The organism is Legionella septentrionalis (assembly GCF_003989745.1).
Taxonomy (GTDB): domain Bacteria; phylum Pseudomonadota; class Gammaproteobacteria; order Legionellales; family Legionellaceae; genus Legionella_A; species Legionella_A septentrionalis.
In genome coordinates, this window is the sequence record NZ_RZGS01000019.1 from 1 (window position 1) to 25,804 (window position 25,804).

Genomic DNA, 25,804 nt, shown 5'->3' on the forward strand with positions numbered 1-25,804 from the left:
AAACTCAAACATTTTAGAAGAGTGGCAACACGATATGATAAACTTGCTCAATCTTTTTTATCGTTCATTTATATTGCTGCAACCGCCCTTTGGTTAAGATAAATGTCGACAGAACCTAGATACCATTCAAAATTCACAGAAAAAATCATTAAATTTTTTCTGTGGATAATTTTTTGTTCATCCCGCCAATTTTTCAAAACATATTATTTTTAACGCTTGAAATGCCTTGCAAACTAAGGCAGATAGCCCTTTTATTTTTTATACTTAAATGCCACTTATCCACAAAATCTGTGAATAACTCCGTGGGTAGAGTATTAAAAACCTTAAAAAATAACCTATTCGCTGCGTGTACAGTAAGTTTCCACCTCATGCACTAAAAAAAATACTAAAACACAACAGCAATCCATCCTTGTTCAACGCTTCGCGAAGCTTTGGTGCGTAAACGGGAAACGTTCATAAAGCGGTCTGCATTAACGGATTTTAGCCACTTAGGCAATCGAAAATGAATAAATTTTTTTCAAAATAATTTTTTATTTAGATTCTTAGACTTAAGTGAAATGCACCCGATTTGCACAATCGAGCTTATTTACATTCGATTTATTTTTTTATTTATGATTTAAGTACAGAAATCAATTGGAAGTTCATCATGTGGGGCAATACGTATAAAACCGCGGGAAGAAAGGTCGCTCCATGTTACGGGAAAGACATCAAACCCATCACCATCCCGCTTTCACCTACCCATAAAATGCAATCTTTTTTATTAGAAGATAATCTTACCCTAAATATCTCACTTTACTCCAATAAAGTCAGCGCAGGATTCCCCTCCCCTGCCGATGATTATTTAGAATGCCACCTTGATTTGAATTCCCATCTCATCACACACCCTGCTGCCACATTCTTTGTGCGAGCCACGGGCAATTCAATGGTGGAAGCCGGGATTCAGTCTGGGGATATACTCATTGTGGACAGAAGCCTTGACGCAACACACGGTAAAATCGTCATTGCAGCGATTAACGGGGAGCTTACTGTAAACGATTATCAATAAAAAACGAGCACATGAAGCTTCTTCCTACCAATAACCAATACCCACCCATTGACATCACAAACGAGCAGGACATGGTGATTTGGGGTGTGGTGACTTATGTTATTCACAAGGCAGGCTCATGATGTTTGCACTCATTGACTGCAATAATTTTTACGCAAGCTGCGAGCGTCTTTTAGACCCGACTTAAGAGCCAAACCCATTGTGGTGCTATCCAATAATGATGGCTGTGTGATTGCACGCTCCAATGAAGCAAAAGCCTTAGGCATTAAGATGGGAGTACCTTACTTTGATGTAAAAGCCCTTTGCAAAGCACACAAAGTCTACGTATTTTCTTCCAATTACACGCTGTATGGTGACTTATCCCATCGAGTTATGAGCGTGATTGAAGAGCAATGGCCAGAGACTGAACTCTACTCCATAGACGAAGCATTCTTATCATTAAAAACACTGCCCCCTGCAGAGGTGTTAGAATTTTGCACAAACCTTCAAAAGAAAATTTTAAAAGACACGGGCATTCCCGTCTCAATTGGTATTGGCGAAACAAAAACACTGGCAAAAACCGCGAACCACGTTGCCAAACGGATATTAGGTATCCCCGTGTATTATATTACGCAAGTCCCCTTCTGGCTTGAAAAAATAAAAGTCAACGAAGTTTGGGGTGTAGGCCGTCAGTGGGCAAATAAATTAAATGCCCTTGGCGTGTTTACAGCCAATGAATTAAGGCAGCTTGATTTAACGCTTGTACGGAAACGATTTAATGTCGTATTGCAGCGAACGGTCATGGAGCTAAATGGAACGCCTTGCCTTGATTTGGAAGTACTTGAGCCCAAGCAGTCAATTATGTATTCCTGCTCTTTCGGCGGCCTTCAAACTGAATACCAAGCCTTAGATGAAGCCATAGCCCATCATTGCGCAACAGGGTGGGCTAAAATGCGCTCGCAAGGTCTTGTTGCCCAACATGCATCAATTTTTCTTCGCTCAAATCCCTTTCGAAAAGACTTAAAACAATACTCGAATTCAATTGGCTACAAATTGATTACACCCAATGATGATATTCGTTACTTAACGAAGATGTACTAGTCCAATAATACTTGCTGTACCCAAAGATCCAACTGTACCGGATATAAGAACACCAGCGAGAAACAAAAGTAAGGTAGTAGTTAATGTAACCATTCTTATCCTCGATTTTTAATTAAATGTGTTTGGCTGAAAAAATTAACTAAATAACGAGAATTTATGAGGATAAAATGTGTTGGAATTTACAGTAATTAACCCTGATACTAGAGAAAGATTCCATACAAAGCTCCTTTTGAAGGTTTGCCCGGATAAGATCCTCCATTGAGCCGGGAATCTAATATTTATTCTTAATTTACAAACTAATAGGCGAATATTCACTATTAATTTCCCTATATACTAAAAATTTAATGCTTTTACAATTATCCAGCACAATATTCAGTAAAATTTTGCATCCCCCCTACCCTCATTTCTAAATCTTTTTGTTTTTGATACAGCGCCTCAAGTTTTGTTTTTATGACAATAATTGAATTTTGATGAACTAGTGTACCTTCACCTTTAGAATGTTTCTCAAGCTCCTGTAAAAGCCTCCCATCGGATAAAATTTCAAACTCAATTTTTTTTAATTCTGAAATCAGGTTGCTTTTTGAAGTATCAATTTTTGTACCAGTCGTTTCTTGTGTAAAGCAATGCGGTTGAAGCCTATTTAAGATTTCAATTTGCTTTTTAGAGCACTCAACTCCAGAAAGGAGCAAATATTTTTTTTCATTTTCAATTTTTTCAGCTCTTTTCAGATCTCGAAATTTAAATATTTGACCAATGTCAGAATGATTATAAAACCCCTTAGGAGTAGCCCATTGGCGAGATTTTATTTTTTTTGCAATGATGTTTAACCTATGTTTAGTACAAGATATATTTTTTAATTGTGGTTCATTCATTATTGAAAAAACAATTTCAGCGAATAAACGTTCTTTATCGAATAGCCTTACTCCCTGCTTATACTCCAAATTAAACAGCATACCCTTTATTTTATCCTTGAGTTCTTCAGTAATTCGCTCACCAATTTCTTTTTCAATTTTGAATTTTATTTTTTGGAATGATTTTTTTTCCTCAGAATTAACAGAATTATTTTGACTAACAGTATTGTTAATATGATTATTTTTTTTATCTTTATTAATAGAAGGAATTGTCAAATTGACCGATCCAGAGTCGTCAATCTGATTTAAAAAATTACTTTCTGGTTCAATAATCGACTCTGCTTCTTTAGCTACAATATGATTATCTTTCTGACGAAGTAGGAACTGGAGCTTTTCAGTAATTCGAATATGAAGGCAAGTAATTTCTTGCTTGTGTTCTTTTGAATATCGTTTAACAACACGTTTTTCGATCAATCCTTTAGTTGAAAATTCTTTTAAATATCGCCCAATCGAGCTTTCTGATAAAAATGTATTTTCCGCAAGTTGCCTCTGTGTTCGAGTGAACCAAATATGGTCACTTCCTCGGATTTTATATTTTGAAATTTGCCACCAGAGAATGCATTTACTTAAAAACTCTGCTTTAGCAGGTGAGCCAGCTATATTCCTGAGATTATCGTGTTTCTCATGAAAAATAGAACATAAGTTCCCCATGGATAATATCCTTATATTATTGTTTTTTGTGGGGAACAAAGCTAAAATGATGGGTGGATGGATCCAAAACTTTCGACGGAACTTCTAATTCCATGAAAATTTTGGGGTTTAGCTTTGTTCCAAGCTAAATTTATTTAGTTATGGGGAGTCGGCAAACTTCCCATAACTGCCTTAATAACATATCTTAACTTTCCATTTCAATTTTCCCTGAATAATAGTTTTGCAATATAAAACTACCCTTTTCGCACTACTTTATAACAGCTGGATGAATTCCGCAATATACGTCAAATAAAAATAAAAAATATGGAATTTAAGTTTTATTCCTTGATTAATAATAATTTAAGTTTTAAATTAAAATTTCAAATAATAAAAAAAAGGAAAAAAATGAAAAATCATGCGGGTTTAGAATATATACGTTCTTTAATCGATCGAGGCGAAAATGTTCTTAGACAAATAGAAGAAAGCGGAAGAGCACCTAACCATAAAAAGATACTTGATAGACGGTGGTCGCTAAAAGAAACAGCTGAGCTGGTTGGACGAACCACAAGCTCACTACTGAAAGTGCAAAACCAGCTTATTAATGAAGGTTTATTGGATAATATTGAGAAAAATAATAATAGAATAACAGGTTACACATTAAAACAAATAAATCAATTCAGACAACATTTTAAAACGTTTCCCCGAAGAGACCCTGAGGTTGATCAATGTCTTACATTGGCAATTCAGACTTTTAAAGGTGGCGTGGGGAAATCTGTAACCAGTGTTGCTGTTGCTCAATATTTTACAACATTGGGATATCGAGTTCTATTTATTGACATGGACTCGCAAGCTTCATCTACTAGTAGCTTCGGGTATATACCGGATAGAGATATAAAGGATGAGAATACCCTACTTCCATATTTTAAAGGCGAACAAAACACTCTCGAATATTGTATAAGAAAAACATATTGGGAAGGATTAGACATTATACCTTCTAATTTACAGTTATATAATTTAGAGCTGGGAATAGCTGAGGAAATTAAAAATATACCAACAATAGAAAAAAGCTTTTTATTTAGCGAATTAAAGCATGGTATTGAGACAGTTAAGAACTCTTATGATGTAGTGATCATGGATAGTCCTCCTGCCTTAGGCTTCACATCTATGAATATACTTTGTGCTGCTGACGCCCTTGTAATTCCAACTCCGCCAGCCTTATATGAATTTAGCTCCACCGTACAGTACCTAAAGATGATAGAAAATGTAATTGAAATGATTGCTCCAAAAAAAGAATTTCACTTCATAAAAATATTAGCCACAGATGTTTTTCCAAATCAAACAAATCATAGAGAATTTTTGCCACTGATGCAGGATGTTTTTGGTTTCCATATGATGAGTAACTATTTTTTACATACAACAGAAATTGGAAATGCAGCAATTGATTTTCAAACTGCCTTGGAAGTTAGAAGACCTCAAAAAAGGGCTCTAAATATTATAAATGCATTTTGTAAAGAGATTGAAATCGAAGTGTGGAAAACATGGCCTAGTAAAATCAAAAAACTGGAAAAGCAAGGAAAGTTTGTGCTCGGAGGTGAAAATGTCTACGCGTAAAAAAAGATCTCTATCGAATGTTATTGTAAGTAATGAGAATCCAAGACCCTTAGAAGAGAAGAAGGTTATTTTGCCTGCTGCTTCTAGGACAGTTCAAACAGATTCGAATAAGAGTTTAGAGATAGTTCGTGGAAATGAATTTTTAGTTGATACTTCCGACTGCAAACCTTGGCGTTTTCATAATAGAGATACAATATGGATGAGCTTAGATAAATGCCAAGATCTAATATCTTCTATTCGTAAAAATGGCCAAAAAGTTCCAATATTTGCTAGAAAAATTGAAAATGATCCTGAAGGCAAAAATTGGGAGATCATTGCTGGTCGAAGAAGATGGTTTGCTTGTAATCATTTAGGAAAAAAAGTAAGAGTAAAAGCTGTTGAAGCAAGTGATCGAGAATGCGCTATTTTAATGAGTCTAGAAAATAAAGACAGAAACGATATTAGCGAATTTGAAGATGCTATTAGCTATAAACAACAATTAGAAGCCAAACTATTTGATAGTCAAGATGAAATGGCAGCCGCTCTTGATTTAAAGAAAAGTAAATTATCTAAGATGTTGTCTGCAGCTAAAATAAGTAATTACTCAGAGGTTATGTCTCTTTTTGACGATATAACCCTACTTAAGATCAACCCTATTTATTCCTTAGTTCTTCTAATCGAAAAAAGTGATAGAAATAGGGCGGCCATAGTTCAGAAAGCAATTGAGCTAAGAGAGGTTAATTCTAAGCGTAAAAATAAACTAAAGGTAAATGTAATCATTTCAGAACTTGTGGACTCAATTAAATCTGAAAAGGAAAGTACAAGTAAAAAGAGTAAGACCTATAAAATCGGAGAAAAAACAATTTTTAAAGCTAACCTAACTAGTAATCGAAAAGTTGTTTTTGAGATTAATAGATCAAATATTACTTCCGAAGAACAAGAGAAAGTTAGAGAAATGTTGATAGACGCACTTGATGAATTTGTTTAAAAACCTCCAGTTTCATAAATGAAACTGGAGTTTAACCTATTGAATAATAATGAAAATTTATTAAAAATGTAATTCGATTTAACATTCACAGATATATATAGAATAGGGTGGAAAAAGAAATTCATCTTTCCAAGGATACCCATCATTAATATTACCTAAGGGTTCATGTAAGCAAATTTTTTTAAACCCCACTTTTTCAAAACATTCTTTATAATCTTCACTACTCCAGAAGTAGTCGTATATATCAACCTTTATGTCTAATAAAAACAAACGAGCAACGTCGCCGCTCTTTAAATTGAGATTCTGAGAAAAATTATTTTCGACAGTAAGCCATTTTTTTGTAAATAAATAATCGCTGTTAACTATAGTTATAATATTTCCGCCAGGTTTACAGACTCTTTTCATTTCCATGAGATTTGAAAAAATATCTATTTTGGTGGGCATATCAAATAAAACAAATGAATTAAATACAAGGTCAAATTCAGCATTTTCAAACGGAAGGTAATATTTATCTATTACTAAAAATTCTGAAGTAGGTAAAGTAAGTTTAGCCCTCGCAATTATTTCTGCATTTATATCAACTCCTGTGATATTAAAACCCAATCTTTTTAAATATTTGGAGGAACGACCTGCGCCGCATCCAAAATCTAATGCTTTTGAGCCGGAGTTAATATTTATAAGAAAAGGAAGATCCCTGAATGCCAAATAACCTGTTCCTGTTATATCCTCAATATAAAAATTAATAAATTTGGTGTAATCGTTTAACAAATTTAGTCCAGGTAGAATTTATTTGAATGTTGTGTTTCATCTACGGCTATTTTAAAAATTGAAAAATTAGTATTTACATCATAAATGTCCACTTTTTCTTTTTGCTTGAGCCATTTACTGAATTTTACTGATAGGGGAGACATTAAAGTTTCATAACTAACTTTTATTACATATTGGCTTACTATTAACCAAACCATAAAATTAAATGGTATATTATTTGAAAAGAATAAAGGTCCATATGCTAAGAGTGTGAAAACAGAATTATCAACTAGTACTCCAAGAGCGGTTGAACCAATAAATCGAGCTGTTATCAAGTTGTTCCCGTGTTTTAACTTCTGTTTTGAAAGGAATTTGCTATTAACAAAATCACCCAAAAAATATGCCAAGCAAGAAGCTAAAATAATGTTGAACTGTGGTAGTAGTACATTCTGATAATCTTTTTGGCCGTCCCAAAAACTCGCAGACGGTAATGAAACTGCAGCAGAAATGGCAATGAATACCATAAATTCACAAAATATAGTAAACCAAAGAAGCTGTCGTGCTCTTTGGAAACCATAAACTTCAGTTAGAATATCACTGAAAATATACGACAATGGAAATGTAACCATTCCGGCAGGAAAATCAAAAAACCCTAAGTTTGCTATTTTACTTGCGAGTAAATTAGAAATAATAAAAGAAAGTACAAAAAATGCAGCTATAAAATGAAAGTAGCGAAATTGCAATGGAACTTTATCAGCGTCTGAAGTAATCATGTTATCTCTTCTTCATTGTAAAAAACTCTCTTGAACCTTGTGAGTTGGTTTTTAGCTTCTGAATTAGGGTGAGTATGCTTTTTTAGGTTATTCAGCTGCCTTTCTAACTCGATACCTATTTGCAGCATTTGGTCGGGATGGGTTGCATGCTTTAGAGGTGATTGCATGAATTCTGTTATCGAAATTATGTCTCCAATTCGTTTATTAGAGCATTGATATTTTATCATAATTTGTTGTTTTTTATCGCAAAAATAGATATCCTTAATCAAAATAAAATACATAGATCTGCGTATTAAAAACCAGTTATTAATTATATGTAATGCAAACTCTTTCCATTCTGCCTTGGACATTACTAATACTCCATTTACAACTAAATCCTACTTTATATATCTCTTAATTTTGTGTGTGCTTCAGAAATTACACCCAGCAAATTATACTTCTTTTCAGAACATAACACGGCTTTAAATTGTGGATTCAATGGTACAAAATAATGATCTTGTCCATCAATCCTATACCTTCTTATTGCGATAATATTTTCATTTTCAAAAATTAGAGCCACATAGTCATTATCTTGTGGTGGTTGCATAGAAGGTTCAATAATTAATACGCTATCTTTCGCAAATACAGGTTCAAATTCCTCAGTATCTATTGAAATGGCAAAGGTATCATCTTGCGCCTGTCTTTCTGACACCCAAGTAAACCATTTACTGGGTTTTTGAGAAATTGATTGAAAATTTTTTAATTTAAAAACTGGCAAGGCCATAGTTGGCTTTAAACTTTGACTCTTTCTATCAAATTTTTCAGGTAATGCCGCATATCCCAACAGTTGATCCACTGATATTGCAAAATAATCCGCTAGTGGCTTCAAAGTGGAAATCTTAGGATCGATAACTGTTCCTGCAAGGATTCTATTAATTGTGGAAACTGGTACACCGCATCTTTTTGCTAATTCAGAACCCGAGATATTGTCAAATGAAGTAATAAGTTTTTTAAGAATCTTACTTACTTCTGTCAATTGAGGACTACAAATTTCTGTCATGGGGTATTGACGCCTGTTATCAAAGTGATATTATGCGCATTAGTGGTTGCGCATCAATGCGCAGGTAAAATAAATGCCTTCGCGAGGATCGTAACATAAAAATGACTCTTTTCAAGACAGTGTAAAGCCTGTCGTAAACCAATAACGAAATATGTAAAAGGGAAGTAACGATGCTTGTACTAAAAAGGAAGGTCGGAGAAACAATAGTTATAAATAAAACAATTTATATAACTGTGCTTAAAGATTTAAACGGAAAAATCGATCTAGGAATAGAGGCTCCAAAAGACGATATCATTGATAGATATGAAATATTTCAAAGAAAATTAAAAAATTCTAAAGAAATCTCAGTACCTACCAATTTCGAAAAGTCTTCAGAAAATTATCTAAAAAGAACTTACAATGGGATTTAGCTATAGAAGAACTCAGATTTTTTATTATGTGATTGTTATTGCGTGAAACACTTGAATTCGCATAGAAGAGAAAATTTGAATTTAGGAATTTAAAACCAATTAATGCTGAGTGTAATATGAAAAAAATGGTTAAATATTTGTCTTATGCAGTAATTTTCAACGCTTCTTTATCAACTGCGATATTTGCAGCGGAGTCTGATAAATACCAAGCTATCAATCAATGTGATCATGTAAAAAGAAGTATTGACCATATTATAAGTAAAGATCAGCTAGGATCTTGCCGTGGAGATTTATCTATTGCATCAGCATATATCAAAGCGACCAAAAATGAATTGCTTCATAACAAGATAGATAAAGCTCTGGAGACAGTTAAATTTGCAAAACATGAATTAAACGAAATAGGTAGCAATAGGTCTAATTGTACTCACGTATCCCAAGAATCAAGAATTGCTCTTTCAGAAACTATACTTTTGGAATCCGAAATAAACATTTTGGAACGACTCAGAAGAGCTTTCACTGGTTAATACGTGACGTCCGTCATTATTAAGTAATTCTTTACGACTGATATATACCTCAATTATTTATGAAATTAGGCAACTAGGGCCTAAGGTATTTTCACAACCCAAAAAAAGGAAATTCAAGCAGTAAATCTAATTAAAAGCATAGATTTTTTGAAAAAAAAGGAGATAAAAAGTGAAAATTAAAAAAATATGTGACGATGCCAGTGTCAAAATTTATTTATATTGCAGAGATATTCTTCCGTTTATTGTCCTAGGAACATTTTTTTATTTTTTACTTACAAATGTAAGTTATGCAGGTGGAACAAATCATCTAAGCGGATTAAAAGCTGATGTCAGCGCTACTTTCGGAAAAGGTTCTGATACACAGTATTTTATCCTTTTAGCTGAAGGATTGGGAGGTGCTTATGCCTTCTGGAAAACTAAGAGTATCCCTGTTTTATGCGGGCTCCCAGTCTTAATGGTTTTTACCCATTGGGCTCTAAGATAATGGCTTACAGTTATCAAACTTTTATGCTCGCAGATGAGCCAAAGATTGCAGGTATACCCGTCACAACAGGTGTGCCTGTATTTCTTCTGACTGCGATTGGTTTGGTGACAGGATTTGCCACCACATTATTTTTAATAGGAACAGCCTTGAGCCTATTCATGCATTTTAAATTTGGAGGCTTATCCTTGCGTATTCTACTGTCAATGGTTTATTGGTCATTTCCACAAGCCATGACGCATATCCTTTTTCGGACGTTTCCTAATTCTGCAAATAGAGTTTATATCAGGTGAGATTATGGATACTGATTATCGTGATAATGCAATTGTTCGATCTCAACTTCTATTAAAAATGACTTTAGTTTGGGCGTTATCTTCGAGTCTTGCTGTCGTGGTTTTGAGCTTTCTTTGCTTGTATGCATTCAAGCATAAACAAGTCCACTGGCTTCCTGTTTGCGGTGTTTCTGAATTTAATTTAAGTGAATCGAATTACTCCCCATCTTATTTAAAAGAAATGGCCATAAAAGTCATTAATCTTCGTTTAACGTACAACCCTGAAACGGTTGACTCACGTTTTATGTCATTAATTCATCTAATTCCTGCTAGCAGACAAGAAGCGTTTAAAAAAATACTGGATGCAGAGCGGGAAGCAGTCCAAGAAAAAAACATTAGCAGCGTTTTTTATGAAGAAGAAATTGCTGCAGATACAGCCCTTCAACAGGTAAAAATCAACGGATTTTTATATCGAACAAGTCATGGATTACAAGTCAAACCACAATATAAAACGTATCTTTTGACCTTCTCTTTTAAAGATGGGGTTTTGTGGCCAGAGTCAGTAAAGGAGATAGAAAATGCAAAAAATTAGCATATTTCTAGCTGGCATATTGTTTTCCAATGCACTTTTTGCAGGCTCTCAACCTTCTGAAATTAAATTTGAAGAAGGGGAGCAGCTTAATGCTTCTTTATCCAAATTAAATTTCAATCGAATTTTCGTTGAAGGTGAGCGTATTGTTAAAGTGAGCTATCCAGAACATACCTTTATTGTAGATAAGACCGAGACAGAGGATGAATTGGATGGATCAGTTTATATTAAACCATTAGTCGATTTTGAGCTCACTGTTTTCTTTACAACGGATGAAGATCATCATTTTTCATTAACGGTAAAACCGAATGAAACGCTTGGAGAAACACTAAAGCTTGTTCGCAAAGGACAAAAAGGCTACGACTACGCACAGAGTAAACAAAACGAGCAATATAGAACAGATGACGCTATGACGTCCCTCATGGAAGGAAAAATTCCAGATGGTTTTAGTGAAATCAAAATCAAACCGTCCTCATTTTATTTTCATAAAAGCCTCAAGCTAACTCTACTGAAACAATACAGGGGCAATGGTTCTTCTGCTTATATTTATCGCGTAGAAAATAAATCAAAAGAGTTTGTTGAGTTAACGCCGTCTCTTTTTGAAAACAATAAATTATTGTCTCTTGAGCTGTCGGAAAAAAGCTTACCACCGAAGCAAATGGCTTATCTATATGGATTTTATCGAGATGAACATATTGGTTTAAAGGGATAATTGATTATGTTTGCTCAAATTAAAAAATTACTTAGATTTAAACAAATAATAAATGCCAATAAAAAGGCAAGAATAGAGCAGCTGAAGAATGCTCTCGTTTTCTTAGCCATTGCTGGTGCTTGTTATGGATTTTACTTATTTTCTTCTAACGAATCTGACACATCAAAAACAATTGAACCGCCGGTATTTGATGGTGCTTTTGATAAAGCATTTAGTAGAGTCAGCGACGAGGCATTAATTGAGAAACAACAACATCAGATTGATGCATTAAAAGAGATGATTTCCAAAAATGAAAATAATCTTGTAAACAACCGTAACCCTTCTGATAACGAAACCAAATCTTTGGTGGAAGCTTTAAAAGAAAAGCTGGATAAGCTTGAAGCCGAAAATCAAAAAATAAACGAAAAACTTCAAGTAACACTACTAAAAAATGCCCAAGCAAGTCTTGTTGCAGTAACACCTCCTACACGTGAGGAAATGGAAGAACATCGTCTAAACCGTTTGCAGTTAGAAAAGGAACGGTATTTAAAAGCGGGACTTGAGACCGTCCACTTTAATTATCGGCGAAAGAATTTTAGAGAGGAGAGAACACCGGATAATTATGTATGGGCGGGGACATTTGCTGAAGGTGTTCTTTTAAGTGGTGCCAAAGGAGATGCCGGGATTAATGGGGCGAAAAATATGGGTACGGCACTTATCAGGCTCGATTCGGATGGCATTATGCCAAACAATAAGCACTCGCATTTAAATGGTTGTTTCGCTTTGGTGTCTACTTATGGAGATTTGTCTGAAGATGCAGTGGTAATGCACCTGGAAACTTTATCTTGCATCGGGAAGTTAAATTTTGAGCAAAAGGTTTATGGGGCGGTTTTTGACTTAGATGCCATGCAAGACTTAAGGGGAACTTCCATTTTAAAGACAAAACCACTTTTAAATTACACAGCTGCTGCAGGTTTTTTGGCTGGAATTGGTGATGGTTTAAAAAACTACGGAACCGCTCAATCCATAAATCCGCAGACAGGGGCTATTACAACCTATTCAACCGCTGCAAATCTTGCTCAATCTGCTGGAGGAGGGGCACTATCTAATCCGGCGAACCGAATATCAGATTACATTATGAAAATTGCTGATATCTATCATCCTTTGGTTGTTGCACGGGCTGGTCGACGTGTTTCTGTGATGTTTAGTAAGGGATTTTGGATTGATAGAAAACATCAAGTATATGACTCAAGCGAGGCCATTGATAATCAAGAAGCAAAGAGTGAAGCAGGTATTACCACAACTGTAAGCCGTGCATTAAGTATTCCCCAATCTGAAACCATGAATCCAGTTCATGAAGAAAATGTCTATTCCGCCCATTCGGAACCGGATGAACAAGTGGCACAGCAATTTTTAAAACAAACTGGGGTAAGCAGTGAGCCTCTTTTTTCAAATGTAAGTCCAAAGGACGCCACTCATGGTTAGAAAAATGTTGAGAAGCACACTATTGGGGATATTTATGTTAACTGGGTGTGGCACATCCATTCTTGACAATAAAGATGCAAGGTGCCCTTTCGTGGATAGAGGTGGGTGTCAAAGTATGGAGCAGGTTAATCAAATGGTTAATGAAAGACGATTTACTCACGATGGACAATTTGTCCTGCAGGCAAGATGTGTAGGTGCGTGCAAAGAATTTAAATAGGCATTTGATAGGGAGTAGGAATGCTAAACAATATAAAAGATTGGGTTGTTGATACAAAAAATCTTTTTAATCAGTATCTGCATGAAAAGGAATTTGAGGTCAATGTAGAAAAAAATCACAATCTATTAGATTTGAGTGAGCACCAATATCCCTCATTTTCTGAGCTTTTTCCTTATCAGTTTTTTGATGGTGAATCCAAGCTATTCGTCAATAAGTATAATGTGGGTTTGCTCTACCGCATAACACCCTTAACAGGGGCTAATGAGAAAATTGCAGAGCAACTGGACAATATTTTACGTACCAAAATTTCCCATGATTTCACCCTGCAGCTTATTTTAGTCAAACATAATCAAATCGGAATTTTCTTAGATAATTTTGCGTCACAGTTTAATCAAAGTGAGTTTAAACATTTAAATTTGTTAGGTGATAGCCTCAAATCATTTTATCAAAAGGCTGCGGTTCAGGGCTTTCAAACTAGTACAGCTATTGCACCAAGACTAACGCACACTGAATGTTATGTTTTGATAGACAAGCCTAAAAAGGGCGGTGAGAAGGCATTGAAAGCTTCATTTGGTCAATTCAAAGTATCTTTTGAAGCAGCGCTCACCGCTGCAAAATTGGGATTTAGATTATGTGATGTTAATGATTTGCTATCCTTGCTTAATTTTTATCTAGCAAATGAGCCTTCTAATATTTTCCCTAAAAAAGAGGTGTATGACAAAACGCAATTGATAAAACATCAGGTTGTAGGTCGTGATTTTGATATCGACGTTGAAAAAGATGCACTCACCATTCGAGGGGTAAATAAGCAAGGGAAACCGTATGAAACTTTAGTTTCTGTTTTAACGATAGATGCTCTTCCTTCTGAATTTCATCTTTGGTCTAACATCAACAATGCTAATAATATTTTTCATCCAGAACAAAGTATTCCTTGCAATCATATTATTTCAGTTACTTATCAGGTCGATGACTTGGCTAAGGCGCAAAGCCGTGCCAACCGGAAAACTCGTGATCTGGATAAAAAAGCAAAAAGTGATTATGCCCTGCATGTAGCGGGAACTGAAGAGCAGGCTCGTGCGTGGCGGAAATTTCGGGATGACTTATCCTCACATAAAACTCGATCATGCAAAATGCTTTATAACGTTATTTTGTTTTCACAAATATGCGATTTTGCACGGGATATAGAAGCAGCGCGTAGTGCTTTTTCGTATAACGGCATTAAGTTAGCACTTTGTAGGCGGATGCAGCTTCCATACTTTCTTGTCTCCATGCCTTTCTTTTTCACAGCTCATATGGAAAATGATTTTAAATTACCCACCATGATGTGGCCGATATCTTCCTGGAATGCAACACAATATATGCCAATACTGGCCGATTGGTGCGGAACGGGCAAAGGGATATTACTTCCTACAATGCGAGAACAGTTCGCCTGTATCGATCCATTTTCAAATGCTTTTGGGACTAATTACAACATTGCAGTGACAGGTACTTCAGGTGGAGGAAAAAGCTTTTTTATCCAAATGCTGATGCTCAATATTTTGTTTAATGGTGGCGACATTTTCATTATTGATGTTGGCGGTAGTTATAGAAAGCTTTGTGAAGCATTAGATGGTGTTTATCTCGAATATTCTAACTTGGCGATGAATCCATTCACTCATGTGGTTGATATATGGAGAGATATTGATGACATCATTGCTTTATTTGAATTGTTAGCTTGTCCTCGAAATGGGGCAAGTGATGATGATCGTGGAACTTTGCGGGAAGCGATTCTCACGTCCTTTAATGCAACGGGCAATAAAACGTGTATTGATGATGTTCAGCATCGGTTATTGACGCTTTACCAGGATGATAAAGAAACCTATCCAACCGCTAGAATTTTGGCTAAAAATCTTGATCGCTATTGCACGCATGCGGAACACGGCAAAGCATTCAATGCACCTTCTGAACTTTCACCTAGTGCACGCCTAATTGTTGTAGACCTAAAAGAGATTGAAGACAATCAAAGTATTCGAGCTCCTGTTCTTTTGTCAGTGATTTCTCAGTTTCAACGTCGAATGTTTAATTCTCCTAGAAGCCGTCAAAAAATGTGTGTAATAGATGAGGCTTGGTCATTCTTTACTGGAGACTTAATTGCTGCGAATTTTATTACTAAAGGGTTTCGGACAGGACGACGGCATAAGGCATCTTTTGTAACAATAACTCAAGGAATTGATGATTACTTTGAATTTTCTGAGGCGAGAGCTGCTTGGGAAAATTCTGCGTTAAAGCTTATTTTCCTGCAGGAGCAATCCGCTTTGCTTGAGCATCAAAAAACTCATGAAACCTTTTCTGAATATGAAATCAATTTACTCAAATCTTTTCCCAAAGCACGGGATGCTGGCTTTTCCCAAGTACTGGTTAGAGCAAATGGTATTTCTTCATTCCATCGATTGTTTGTAGATCCATTTACTAAAGTTTTGTTGTCGTCAGACGGGGACGATTATCAGGCAGTTGCCAATTATGTGGCTAGTGGTTTGGAGTTTCTTGAGGCGGTATCAAGGGTAGCAATTGAGCATTATGGAGCAAGTCATGGAATTTAGGGATAAAAAAAAGATTCTGGCCTTTTTCTTAGTAGGGCTTATAGGAGCCATGCTTGTTTATGGACAATTGCAAAACAAGCCAACGTTGGTTGTTATCGATATGAAACGGGCTCTTCATCAGCCTGCCTTCCAGTTAAGTCGTACCCAATTGTCTCCAAACAAACAAGCAGAAATGCTTAAACAATATTCAAACTCTTTACCAGAAGTTATATCTGCTTATGGTAAATCCCACAATGTAACTGTTATTGCAGCGCCCGTTATCGTATCTCATATCGAAGACATTACAGATGTGATTATTGGGCAAACCTTTGAAAGATTAAAGCATCATGATTAAAGGGCTATTCATTATGACCATGTTTTTCGGAGGCTTGGTAGCTTACGGTAAAAATTTGGGTAACTACGGTCAAATTTTTCCCGTTTTGGAAAAAGATATTCGGCAAATCTTAATGAATCGTTTACATGAAATGGAATCAAGTGGTGAACTTGAGAAATATCGTCAGGAAGTGATTGGTCGGGTAAGCAAGCACATTGTTAGGCCTTCTCCACTTAATCTATCAACAACAAACTCGCCTCAGACTTTTTACGTTGATCCGACCGTTACCATCAACCAAGACATAAGGTTACCCAACGGGGTAGTAGTTGCGAAAGCTGGCATGCGTCTTAATCCATTTAAGCATGTCACATTTTCCAAAACACTGTTTTTCTTTAATAGTGATGATAAGCATCAGCTATCGTGGGTTAAAAATCATTATCGGGACTATCAATACGTTAAATTCATTTTAACGGGTGGTGATATACGAGAAGCCGCTAATGCACTTGGTCGAGTTTATTTTGATCTCAATGGGCAGTTAACTCAACTTCTGCACATTAAACATGTTCCGACAATAGTTTTTCAGCAGGGATTGCTTTGGAAAGCACAGGAAGTTGAGGTTGATCATGCTTAAGCTCTTTACTTATATCCTTAAACCAATTCTTTTATTTCTTTTTGTATTTTGTCCACTCGGGAGTTTTGCCTCGCAATGTAAAGCTCATTTTGTCAATCCTATTAAAGACATTTGCTGGGATTGCCTTTTTCCATTAACTATTGGGAGCACCGCACTAGTCAAAAGCAGTTACCCTGATACCCAAAATCCAAGTAATCCTTTTTGCTTGTGTCCTACTAAAATAGGCGCTCGTCTGGGTGTCACCATTGGCTATTGGGAACCAGCAGCACTTGTCGATGTCACTCGAAAACCCTGGTGCATGGTGAACCTAGGAATACAACTGAATATTAAAGACCAAGGTTTGGGTGGTTCACAAATGCCAGATACTGATGGACGTGGGGCATTTTACTATGTTCATTGGTATAAATATCCGTTGATGTACTGGCTTCAAGTTTTAACTTCACTAGGATGCATGGAAACTGAAGACTTTGACATTCTTTATCCTTCAGAACTCGACCCCACCTGGAATGATTCTGAATTAGCTTTTATTATCAACCCCGAAGCAGTTTTATTTACTACACCTGCAGTAAGAGCTTCATGTGCTTTAGATGCAACCAAATCAATGACAGGTACTGCAATAGATAGCCTATTTTGGTGCCAAGGTTCACAGGGTTCAACCTATCCATTAACGGGATTTGTAGCTAATCAAGCAAGTCCTATTTCAGCGGCAGCACTTTTGGCAGAACGAGCTGATTTTAAATTACATCGACCTCCAGGAGCGATACGTGATTCTGTAGGAAAAGACTCACCGGCCATTTGTCACACTTATTCTTCAGCTATTTTGCCTAAAAGCCGTTATCGCTATCAATTGGTTAATACGTTGCCTGAAGCCCATCGTTGTCATCCCTTTGGACAATCGGTTGTAACTTGGGAAGCAGGGCACACCTATCCAGGTGATGGTGATAATTTTGGGTTTTTGATTTGGAAGAAAAGAAACTGTTGTTTCCTTTAATAGGTAGGAGAATAGATGAAGCGCTATTTTTGGGTGATTTTACTTCTGCATGTTACTTGGAACGCCTTTGCTAACACCAACGATGAGATAGAAAATTATCGTGAAGAAGGTTTAAGCCAGGTCGCGCATGTAACAGGTAAGAGAATTGATACGCTTAAGACACGTTCTTTGCAAACGCAATTGGAATATCAAACGCTAATTAAACAATTCATCGCGGAAGGTAAAAATTCAATTCCTATCAAACAGCAACCACAAAGAGCACACGGTGCAGTTTTGTTTGTATCTTTCTCGATGCCTGAAGATCTGCTCTTTGCTTTAGCTGATGAAGCGGCACAGTTTAAAATACCAGTGGTTATTAATGGGTTAGTTAATGATGATTTTAAAAAAACGATTGAAGCTTTTGCCCATTACCATGCCAAAGCCAAAAAGAAACATTTGAATTTTAAAGGCGTTTCCATTGATCCAATTTGGTTTGAACAATTCCATATTTCCGCAGTACCAGCACTGGTTGTAACTGAGAGACCGGAAAATTGCGAGCCACAAGCATTATGTGCCAATCAAACATTTGATGTGGTGTACGGCAATGCATCACTTAAGAAAAGCTTAGAACTTATTGTAAAGAAAGGAGAATCCTCATCTCTTCTGGCTAAACACATCCTTGAGAATCGCCATGTTTAGTCGTTTTTTACAACTTTCACTGTTTTTTTTAAGTGGAGTCGCTTTTTCTGACAATACTGCTTTGGATTTTTCAAAATTAAAAGATTATGCCAAATCACTTAATGCACAGCCCAAAAATGCTATGAATCAATTTCGGCCAGAGAATGTTTTTAATGACTACAATGAGAACCCAGAACAAAAACGCTATTACCAAGGTATTGAAAATGAAAAGACAGATTTAAGCCAAGATGCTACCAATGCCCTGAAGCAGGATTTCGGTGGTAAAACTGTGGTAGAGCAGTTCGGAAAAAATCAATTTGAGATTAATAAAAATAATAAGGCAATACAACAATCAAAATTGATTGAAGAAGAAAGCTATGCCATTACCCATGGCATATCGAATGAACGCATCAAGTGTAATGAAAAATCTCAAAATTGTGAAATAAAAACTCATGATGAAATATGTTATACCTCAAGAAGGTTACCTGACGAGGAATGTATCAAAACACGTAAAATAGCGGTCAATTTTGAACATATTCATCAGCGAGCCGATTTTAGTTTTGTCGTTCATAAAAAATGGGAGGGCATTGTGACAGTTAATTTAGTCACTGGTGCTATCACCAATACCGCAGGTGGTAGTGTGCCTAATCCTGTTAGACTAAATCACCCTTGCGAAAATATGGCCGCTACCGTCCACGCAATTATTAATAATGGAAAGCCTGCTTACTGGGTGAGTGTTGTCGGGCTTCCGAGCTGCAACAATAATGGCTTAGTTACTCTGAATATTACACAAAAATGGAAACGTGCCTATCCAGTTCAGATTGCTTTAACAATTGATGCAAATTCTAAGTCCTATGTTTCAGAAGAGCATTGGGAAAATGGCTGTTTAGCGCTGGAAGGGAAGGGGGGTCTTTGTCAAATCAAAAAGGAGTGGTGTACGGATGCTAACTCTACGAAAGTAATCGATGGTCTTTCTGTCACTCGCGATTGTTGGAAACAAAATGCTGTCTATTCCTGTTCATCGGCTGCTACTGATGAGTGTCAAGTACAAAAAGAAAAAGGGTGTCTCCAATTAAGCTCACAATGCGCTCAACTTGAGAACAATACTTGTTCGCTTTATAAACAAATATACAGTTGCCAAGAAAAAGTTTGTACTCCAAATGTTGAGTGTTTGCGAGAAGTATTTTGCCGAGACGGTGATTGTACCCAGCATATCTCAACCCAGAATGATGAGTTTGGAAAAAATATCGCACCATTGGCAGTAGTAGGGGAGGCAGGTCATGAGTTTTCTCAAACCGGTTCTACCCTTTTTGCAGGCCACGTGACCCAGTGCAAAATATGGTCTTGGGATTTTATTGATTGTTGCTCGGATAAAGGCTGGGGAAAAAAGCTAAATCTAGCCCATTGTCGTGATGAAGATAAAGCACTCGGCCAAGCTAAACTTAATTACCTCGTACATTATTTAGGCAAATTTTGTAGCAAGAAAGAGTTAGGTATATGCGTTGAGCATAAGCGTACTTACTGCGTATTTAACAGCAAAATGGCGCGAATTATTCAGGAAGAGCGTCTTAATCAACTCAATGCAGGCGCTTTAGGTAGTCCTAAGCATCCTACTTGTGGTGGATTAAGTGTGAATGAATTACAAGCCATAGACTTAAGCCGCGTTGATTTTGTAAATCCCATTTATCCATACGGAAGCGGAATAAAGGAACCAAAGGCAGGCATTGCAAGCGATTTTAATGTGAATTCTCCGAGCCCTTCGCAAACCATGGAAGAAATAAAAAGACGCATTCAGAAAAAAATGGATGAATCATGATGCAAATCTTTTCACTAATACTTCTGCTTACTTCTTTCTCTATCCAGGCGGAAATAATCCAGCATAAGGCTTCAGGTTTCCATTGGTACACTAAAGAGATTGTCGAACATGTGAAAAAGAAAATTGAACTTAAGTCTACGGTACCTGAAATTACACCTTATGAAAAATTGATGAAGCAACGTCAAGAGACTTTAAATAAGCTCGCAACAGCGCTTATTACTCCATCATTTGAAGCAACCCATGAATACATGAAAGCACAAATGATTTATGCGAAAAAGAATCAAGAGTTTGTCCGCTTCTGGCAGCAAGTGTTACTCGTCCATCCTGAATTGGATCACACCCTGAATTTTCCTACCGATAATAATGCAGTTGCTATTCGCAATGATTCAATGAACTTGTTAATGAATCGCGCGATTAAAGAAAGTTCAAAGAAATACGGTTTAATACTGTTTTATCGCGGTAATAGTTCCATTTCACAAAAATTTCTCACTATTTTGATGCCTTTTGTTAAAGATAATCAATTTTCAATGATTTCCGTTACAACGGATGGACAACCAATTGCGGGTCTACCTAATCCTAAAAACATTCCCCTTAAGACAATAAACAAAACCATGGAACTTAAATCACGCTATATGCCTGCTTTATTCCTGGTGAATCTTGAAAATCAAAAAATGTCGCCTTTGTCTTATGGACTAGTTTCCGTGACTGGATTAAGAGAAAGGTTTTTGGATGTGGTAACGAATTTCAAACGATTCAGTTATGAAGGGATTAAGGAATAAATATGCGTTTTATATTGCTAATATTGCTGATTACTTTCAAAAGCGCATATGCCAATGTGGCGCTGGACGAATTAAATGGTCTTCTTGCTCAAAAAGAGCAGAAGATTATGGGAAGACAAATTAAAAACGAAAGATTAAAAGACTTACAGAATAATTACTATTTTATATTTATCTATCGCTCTAACTGTCCTCATTGTCACAAAATCGCACCCATCTTGAAAGATTTTTTGAGAAGCTTTCATATTTCAACCCAATCCTACAGCGTGGATGGTGAATCTCTTCCAGGCTTTGAGGCCAAACCATTAACGCCGCAGTTATTTCAATCTTTATATGCATCCGGTGGGTACAAACCTGCAGTACCAGCTCTTTTTTTAGTGAATCGTCATACCTTAGAGGCCTATGCGACTCTTTTTGGCGAAGCAGAACCTTATCAGTTAGCCCTTCGAGTTGACGAACTCATGCAGCATATTGAGGAGAAATTTAATGATTAGGGTAATAGCGCTTTCTTTATGTCTTCTAATATCTGATGCAGTATGGGCAAATGCAAGCATTGATCTCAATCACTTTTTTAATAATTTAGGATTTGAAGGCAATGTGACAGGGAGTCATTCTTATGAAACGCAAGCGGCAGGTTTTGGCTCGCTTGGCTCAGTTTATGCGAGAAATCAGGTTCGTAATATTCAGTTAGCACATGTCGATGTTCCTGGATTTCGTTCAGGCTGTGGTGGTATTGATATTTTTGCTGGTGGTTTTTCCTTTATTAAAGCAGATCAAATTGTCAAATTTATGCAATCCATTTTATCGAGTGGGGCAGGCTATGCATTAAATTTAGCCTTAGAAACAGAGCTTCCTGAAATTGCCCATTCCATGCAATACATGCAGAAATTAGCTAATGACATTAATGGTAATAATTTTAATTCCTGCGAAATGGGTGAAAATTTATCAGCTGCTCTTTGGCCAAAAAATCGGGCAGCTAGTCAAAAAATTTGCGAAGATCTAGGCGCTCATACAGGTGCATTTACGGATTGGGCAATGGCTAGACAACAATGTTCAACCGGTGGTGTAGTGAATGAGCAATTAAGCAAAGCAAAAAGCAACCCAGAATACAAAGACCGTGTTTTGGTAAATACTAATGTTGTTTGGGATGCCTTGCAGATTAATTCCTTTCTTGCAAGTGATCCAAAGCTTGCAGAAGTATACATGTCCATTTCAGGAACATTAGTTTTCAATGAAAAGGGAGCTATTCGTACCTATCCATCCCTTGCCAATAATCAGGATTTTGTAAAAGCTTTATTATATGGTGGCAAGTTACCTAGTTATGAGTGCAGGGATAGCGGTAAAGAATCTCGCTGTCTTCTTATTAATGCATCTGGTAATCAGACTATTGATACAAAACATGCCTTAGTGTCTCAAGTGCAAGCGCTACTTGATGGAATATACAGCAATATTAAGTCGGGAACCCCTTTGACAGCTGCGCAAAAAGGTTTAATTGAAATGACGCAGCCTGCAGTATTTCAGCTTATTTCAGCTAATGCTCAGCAAAATATTGGGATTCAGGGTAGTTTTGAACTCGCTCAAAGTGTTGCTACAGATTTACTTGCTCAATATCTTTCAAATTCCTTAGATGTTATTCGAGCATCCCTTGCCGGTAAAGAGCTTGGAGCTGTCAATGAAGAGCGCTTATTAAAAAATTTGCAATTGGCTCAGCAATTTGTTGAACATTTTAATACAGAAAGTCGGGATCGGTTTAATACGGCATTAAAAACCAATGAGCTCGTTCGTAACAACATTAGACAAGCATTAAGTGCTTTAACGCCTATGTTGAGACTTGCTTATGAGGGAGATTATCAATGAGTATTTTACTGATTTATACCCCGCAAAATGGTGAGTATTTAAAAACCGTACTCGATGCTATGGTGACATTGGTAGGGACTGCGACCTTTAAATCTGCTATGGATATAATGATGATTCTCGCTGTAAGCATGGTGAGTTATCAATATATATGTGGCAAAAAACTCGAGTCTTTGTTTCGCTTTATTGTACTGTCATTTTTTGTTTTATATGGTCTCATTGGCTTACGGGTCAACGTGGCCATTGTGGATATGCAAACAGCCGATTCGACAGGGCCTGCGTTAACCGTGGATAATGTGCCGCTAGGTACGGCACTTCCGGCTGCATTAATTAGCGGGATTGGCTACGGAATTACCAAAGCCTTCAGCTTTGCATTTCATATGCCTGATGATTTGGATTACACAAAAACTGGCATGATTTTTGGTGCCAGAACCTGGCTTGCATCCACTGGTACTGAGCTTTCAATGTCACCTGAGTTGGCACGTGACTTATCATCTTATATTAGGCAATGCGTATTTTCTGCAAAACTGTTAGGCAGCCAACAAATCAGTCCTAATATGCTTAAGAACAGTTCTGATTTAATAAATCTTTATTTTAAAGAGCCATCCCCAATTTATCACGTGATGTTACATAGTGGTAAGAATGTTAGCTGTATTAATGCTGCTCGTATTCTAAAACCAAGATTTTCAAAAGCTCTCAATAAAGAGCTTCAACATTTAAGTTACTTAATGGCACGGGGAAACAAGGATAAATTCAACAATAGTTTGTCTGCGGCGCACCAATACTATATGAAAGTCTCTAAAAACGCTGCCGATATTTTAACGCAAAATATACTTATTAACTCCACACGGAATGCTGCTGCGGATGCTTTTGCTTTTGCTGGTGCTGATGCGGAATTAATGAATTTCACTAATACAACTAGTCTTCAAAAAATGCATGTAGCCGAGGCAAATAGTTTTTGGTTAGCGAGCTTCAGGTTGCCCTATTATATGACGGTAATGTGGATGCTGACGATTTGCATATTCCCCCTGGTTGTTTTAATTGCTTTGTTTCCAACGATGAAAAATGTTTATGTCATTTATTTACAATCACAAGTGTATTTGTGGTCTTGGCCACCTATGTTTATCATTATTCACTTTTTTGTCTCTTTAGCTGCATCGTCAACCATCACTTTATTTGGAAAAAAAACAGGTGGCGTCACTTTTTCGACCATTGATTCGATTGCCAATTTACATAGTTTCTTTGCTTATACCGCAGGAGCCTTGGCTGCAAGCGTTCCTTTTTTAGCCTATCAAATTACTAAAGGACTGCCTTCCGTGTTAAGTACCGCATCACAACATTTTGGTGGGATGGCACAATCTCTTTCCGTTAGTGAGGCTCAGTCGGCCACTCAGGGAAATGTCTCAATGGCTTCCTACAGTGGTTGGAATATGAATTATGAAAACACCAATGCTCATAAATTTGATACCAATTACCAGCACATGGAAGGTCGTGCCACAGTTCAAACAGAAAATGGGGCATTACTGTCTGAAGTAGCAAATGGTAGCCGTATAGGTAATGTTTCTTCGGCAATTTCAAGTGCGGCTGTTAGTGTCCATGGCTCCGAACGGGTTATTGACTCCCTTCACCAAAGTGCCAATGAGTCATTTAATCATGCCTCTAGCTTAAGAACCGCTGGTGATAAACATTTGCAAACAGGGTTAAGTGAGCTTGCCAATTTTACAACAAATGACAGTAATGATTATCGCAGCGGAGAAGGAAAAAGTATAACCAGCACAGATAGCTACAGTAGTGATTTGCGGAAAATGCAAGATGCAATTCATCAATTCAATAAACATCATGATGGCTCGCTACAAATTAGTGCAGAAGCGGCTATTACTGGAAGAATCAATTCATCAAAATCATTAATAGGTAAAGGTGTCGAATGGGTATCCGGTGCTTCAGGTGAAGTTTCTATGACAGGACGTACAGGTGTTTCTACAAGCCATAGTATTCAGAAATTTAATAACTCAAGCTATGGCAAATCATTTAATGAAGCATTCAATCATATGGTAAGCACTGCACAAAATAATCATCTGGATGCGACAGACACTCATAACTTGAGCAAATCTGAACAAATAGCCGCAAATTTTGCTAAAGGGCAATCTCTAATTGAGCAATCCTCTAGCGAATATGCTCACAGCGCCCAATTGCAACAAGCAGCGAGTCATGCAAAAGAAGAGGCAATGAATATTGATCAAAACCTTAATCAAGCTTATCACGATTGGGTTATTTCTCATTATGGATCAAGAGGGGAACAGGTGATGCTACAAACGGATACTCAGAGTATTCAACAGCAGGATAAATGGGTAAATGAATTTCTAAATTCCAATAGGGGACAACAAGCTCTTTCTGTTGAAGTCCATCAGGCGTTGTCACAATCACAGCAAGATTTATTAACCGCTCACCATACGGAGGCTTCAAAAATTCAAGCAGCACATTCTGTCAGAAACCAATATGCGAGTGATGCTAGCGAAGTGGGGAGGGCAGCAAGTGCACAAGGATTAATGGAAATGAATTCTTCTCATTTGGCCGATGCCAAGAAACTTCAAAGAGATAATCATGAATTGAGTGTGAAGGAGGATGCAGAAAATATCATGAAAAAAGTTAGTGAGCCGATTAAGGATAACCAGGAACTTTATAAAAATAACAACCATGTTATAAACAAGGAGTGAT

At 36.8% G+C, this 25,804-nt stretch carries 24 protein-coding genes and 3 pseudogenes; 22 read left to right on the forward strand and 5 right to left on the reverse strand.

All coding sequences use genetic code 11. The annotated features are described in order from the left end of the window. The 3 pseudogenes from ELY11_RS07395 to ELY11_RS07405 all read left to right on the forward strand — a co-directional run. Positions 1-102 (forward strand): annotated as a pseudogene (locus ELY11_RS07395) (IS5/IS1182 family transposase); the annotation flags it as partial. A 544-nt stretch (positions 103-646) separates the two neighbouring features. Continuing rightward, positions 647-1,167: pseudogene (locus ELY11_RS07400) on the forward strand (LexA family protein). Beyond that, positions 1,167-2,116, forward strand: a pseudogene (locus ELY11_RS07405) (Y-family DNA polymerase); the annotation flags it as partial. The pseudogenes ELY11_RS07400 and ELY11_RS07405, both read left to right, overlap by 1 nt. Positions 2,117-2,481: 365 nt before the next feature. On the opposite strand, the gene ELY11_RS07410 reads toward ELY11_RS07405, so the two are convergent. Beyond that, a complete protein-coding gene (locus ELY11_RS07410; protein WP_127032857.1) occupies positions 2,482-3,687 on the reverse strand; it encodes a hypothetical protein in 1,206 nt (401 codons plus the stop codon). Between the two features lie 384 nt (positions 3,688-4,071). On the opposite strand from ELY11_RS07410, the gene ELY11_RS07415 reads away from it, so the two are divergent. Then, a complete protein-coding gene (locus ELY11_RS07415) occupies positions 4,072-5,277 on the forward strand; it encodes an AAA family ATPase (protein ID WP_158615179.1) in 1,206 nt (401 codons plus the stop codon). Beyond that, complete coding sequence (locus ELY11_RS07420; protein ID WP_158615180.1) at positions 5,264-6,244, forward strand: ParB/RepB/Spo0J family partition protein; 981 nt, start codon at positions 5,264-5,266, stop codon at positions 6,242-6,244. The genes ELY11_RS07415 and ELY11_RS07420 overlap by 14 nt, the downstream gene beginning before the upstream one ends. Positions 6,245-6,322: 78 nt before the next feature. On the opposite strand, the gene ELY11_RS07425 is transcribed toward ELY11_RS07420, so the two are convergent. The 4 genes from ELY11_RS07425 to ELY11_RS07440 are packed head-to-tail and all read right to left on the reverse strand — an operon-like array spanning position 6,323 to position 8,803. Next, positions 6,323-7,012 (reverse strand): class I SAM-dependent methyltransferase, encoded by a 690-nt coding sequence (locus tag ELY11_RS07425; RefSeq protein ID WP_158615181.1) that lies wholly within the window; start codon positions 7,010-7,012, stop codon positions 6,323-6,325. A gap of 2 nt (positions 7,013-7,014) precedes the next feature. Further along, the gene (locus ELY11_RS07430; protein ID WP_127032866.1) at positions 7,015-7,764 is read right to left on the reverse strand and encodes a queuosine precursor transporter; all 750 of its coding nucleotides are present in this window, start codon (positions 7,762-7,764) and stop codon (positions 7,015-7,017) included. Then, positions 7,761-8,114, reverse strand: coding sequence for a hypothetical protein (locus tag ELY11_RS07435; RefSeq protein WP_127032868.1), 354 nt, complete (start codon positions 8,112-8,114; stop codon positions 7,761-7,763). The genes ELY11_RS07430 and ELY11_RS07435 overlap by 4 nt, the downstream gene beginning before the upstream one ends. Positions 8,115-8,146: 32 nt before the next feature. Beyond that, the gene (locus ELY11_RS07440; protein ID WP_127032869.1) at positions 8,147-8,803 is read right to left on the reverse strand and encodes a LexA family transcriptional regulator; all 657 of its coding nucleotides are present in this window, start codon (positions 8,801-8,803) and stop codon (positions 8,147-8,149) included. 170 nt (positions 8,804-8,973) lie between these two features. Here ELY11_RS07440 and ELY11_RS07445 point away from each other — a divergent pair, with 170 nt between their 5' ends. The 17 genes from ELY11_RS07445 to ELY11_RS07530 all read left to right on the forward strand — a co-directional run bounded on the left by ELY11_RS07445 (position 8,974) and on the right by ELY11_RS07530 (position 25,803). Then, positions 8,974-9,213: a carbon storage regulator gene (locus tag ELY11_RS07445; protein WP_127032872.1), complete on the forward strand. Its 240-nt coding sequence runs from the start codon at positions 8,974-8,976 to the stop codon at positions 9,211-9,213. Positions 9,214-9,329: 116 nt separating this feature from the next. Further along, complete coding sequence (locus tag ELY11_RS07450) at positions 9,330-9,737, forward strand: hypothetical protein (protein ID WP_127032874.1); 408 nt, start codon at positions 9,330-9,332, stop codon at positions 9,735-9,737. A gap of 169 nt (positions 9,738-9,906) precedes the next feature. Continuing rightward, positions 9,907-10,221: a type IV conjugative transfer system pilin TraA gene (locus ELY11_RS07455; RefSeq protein ID WP_127032876.1), complete on the forward strand. Its 315-nt coding sequence runs from the start codon at positions 9,907-9,909 to the stop codon at positions 10,219-10,221. Further along, entirely contained in the window at positions 10,221-10,511 is a 291-nt protein-coding gene (gene traL, locus ELY11_RS07460) for a type IV conjugative transfer system protein TraL (RefSeq protein WP_127032878.1), read from the forward strand. The genes ELY11_RS07455 and traL overlap by 1 nt, the downstream gene beginning before the upstream one ends. A 4-nt stretch (positions 10,512-10,515) precedes the next feature. Beyond that, positions 10,516-11,082 (forward strand): TraE/TraK family type IV conjugative transfer system protein, encoded by a 567-nt coding sequence (locus ELY11_RS07465; protein WP_127032880.1) that lies wholly within the window; start codon positions 10,516-10,518, stop codon positions 11,080-11,082. After that, complete coding sequence (gene traK / locus ELY11_RS07470; protein ID WP_127032882.1) at positions 11,069-11,791, forward strand: type-F conjugative transfer system secretin TraK; 723 nt, start codon at positions 11,069-11,071, stop codon at positions 11,789-11,791. Before ELY11_RS07465 ends, traK begins: the two co-directional genes overlap by 14 nt. A gap of 6 nt (positions 11,792-11,797) precedes the next feature. Further along, positions 11,798-13,255, forward strand: coding sequence for a TrbI/VirB10 family protein (locus ELY11_RS07475; RefSeq protein WP_127032884.1), 1,458 nt, complete (start codon positions 11,798-11,800; stop codon positions 13,253-13,255). Positions 13,256-13,492: 237 nt separating this feature from the next. Beyond that, complete coding sequence (gene traC, locus ELY11_RS07485; RefSeq protein ID WP_127032888.1) at positions 13,493-16,051, forward strand: type IV secretion system protein TraC; 2,559 nt, start codon at positions 13,493-13,495, stop codon at positions 16,049-16,051. Further along, the gene (locus ELY11_RS07490; RefSeq protein ID WP_158615182.1) at positions 16,041-16,385 is read left to right on the forward strand and encodes a TrbI F-type domain-containing protein; all 345 of its coding nucleotides are present in this window, start codon (positions 16,041-16,043) and stop codon (positions 16,383-16,385) included. Before traC ends, ELY11_RS07490 begins: the two co-directional genes overlap by 11 nt. 13 nt (positions 16,386-16,398) lie before the next feature. Then, positions 16,399-16,995: a type-F conjugative transfer system protein TraW gene (gene traW, locus ELY11_RS07495; protein WP_233579731.1), complete on the forward strand. Its 597-nt coding sequence runs from the start codon at positions 16,399-16,401 to the stop codon at positions 16,993-16,995. Then, positions 16,988-17,986 (forward strand): conjugal transfer pilus assembly protein TraU, encoded by a 999-nt coding sequence (gene traU / locus ELY11_RS07500; RefSeq protein WP_127032894.1) that lies wholly within the window; start codon positions 16,988-16,990, stop codon positions 17,984-17,986. The genes traW and traU overlap by 8 nt, the downstream gene beginning before the upstream one ends. Before the next feature lie 15 nt (positions 17,987-18,001). Beyond that, entirely contained in the window at positions 18,002-18,664 is a 663-nt protein-coding gene (gene trbC / locus ELY11_RS07505; protein WP_127032896.1) for a type-F conjugative transfer system pilin assembly protein TrbC, read from the forward strand. Next, positions 18,657-20,459 carry a type-F conjugative transfer system mating-pair stabilization protein TraN gene (traN, locus tag ELY11_RS07510; protein ID WP_127032898.1) on the forward strand — a complete coding sequence of 601 codons (1,803 nt, stop codon included), beginning with the start codon at positions 18,657-18,659 and terminating at the stop codon, positions 20,457-20,459. The genes trbC and traN overlap by 8 nt, the downstream gene beginning before the upstream one ends. Next, complete coding sequence (traF, locus tag ELY11_RS07515) at positions 20,456-21,238, forward strand: type-F conjugative transfer system pilin assembly protein TraF (RefSeq protein WP_127032900.1); 783 nt, start codon at positions 20,456-20,458, stop codon at positions 21,236-21,238. The genes traN and traF overlap by 4 nt, the downstream gene beginning before the upstream one ends. 2 nt (positions 21,239-21,240) lie before the next feature. After that, positions 21,241-21,729, forward strand: a complete 489-nt coding sequence (gene trbB / locus ELY11_RS07520; protein WP_233579734.1) for a type-F conjugative transfer system pilin assembly thiol-disulfide isomerase TrbB — start codon at positions 21,241-21,243, stop codon at positions 21,727-21,729. Next, positions 21,722-23,092 carry a conjugal transfer protein TraH gene (locus ELY11_RS07525; RefSeq protein ID WP_127032904.1) on the forward strand — a complete coding sequence of 457 codons (1,371 nt, stop codon included), beginning with the start codon at positions 21,722-21,724 and terminating at the stop codon, positions 23,090-23,092. Before trbB ends, ELY11_RS07525 begins: the two co-directional genes overlap by 8 nt. Continuing rightward, positions 23,089-25,803: a conjugal transfer protein TraG N-terminal domain-containing protein gene (locus ELY11_RS07530; RefSeq protein ID WP_127032906.1), complete on the forward strand. Its 2,715-nt coding sequence runs from the start codon at positions 23,089-23,091 to the stop codon at positions 25,801-25,803. Before ELY11_RS07525 ends, ELY11_RS07530 begins: the two co-directional genes overlap by 4 nt. Position 25,804: the final 1 nt, after the last annotated feature.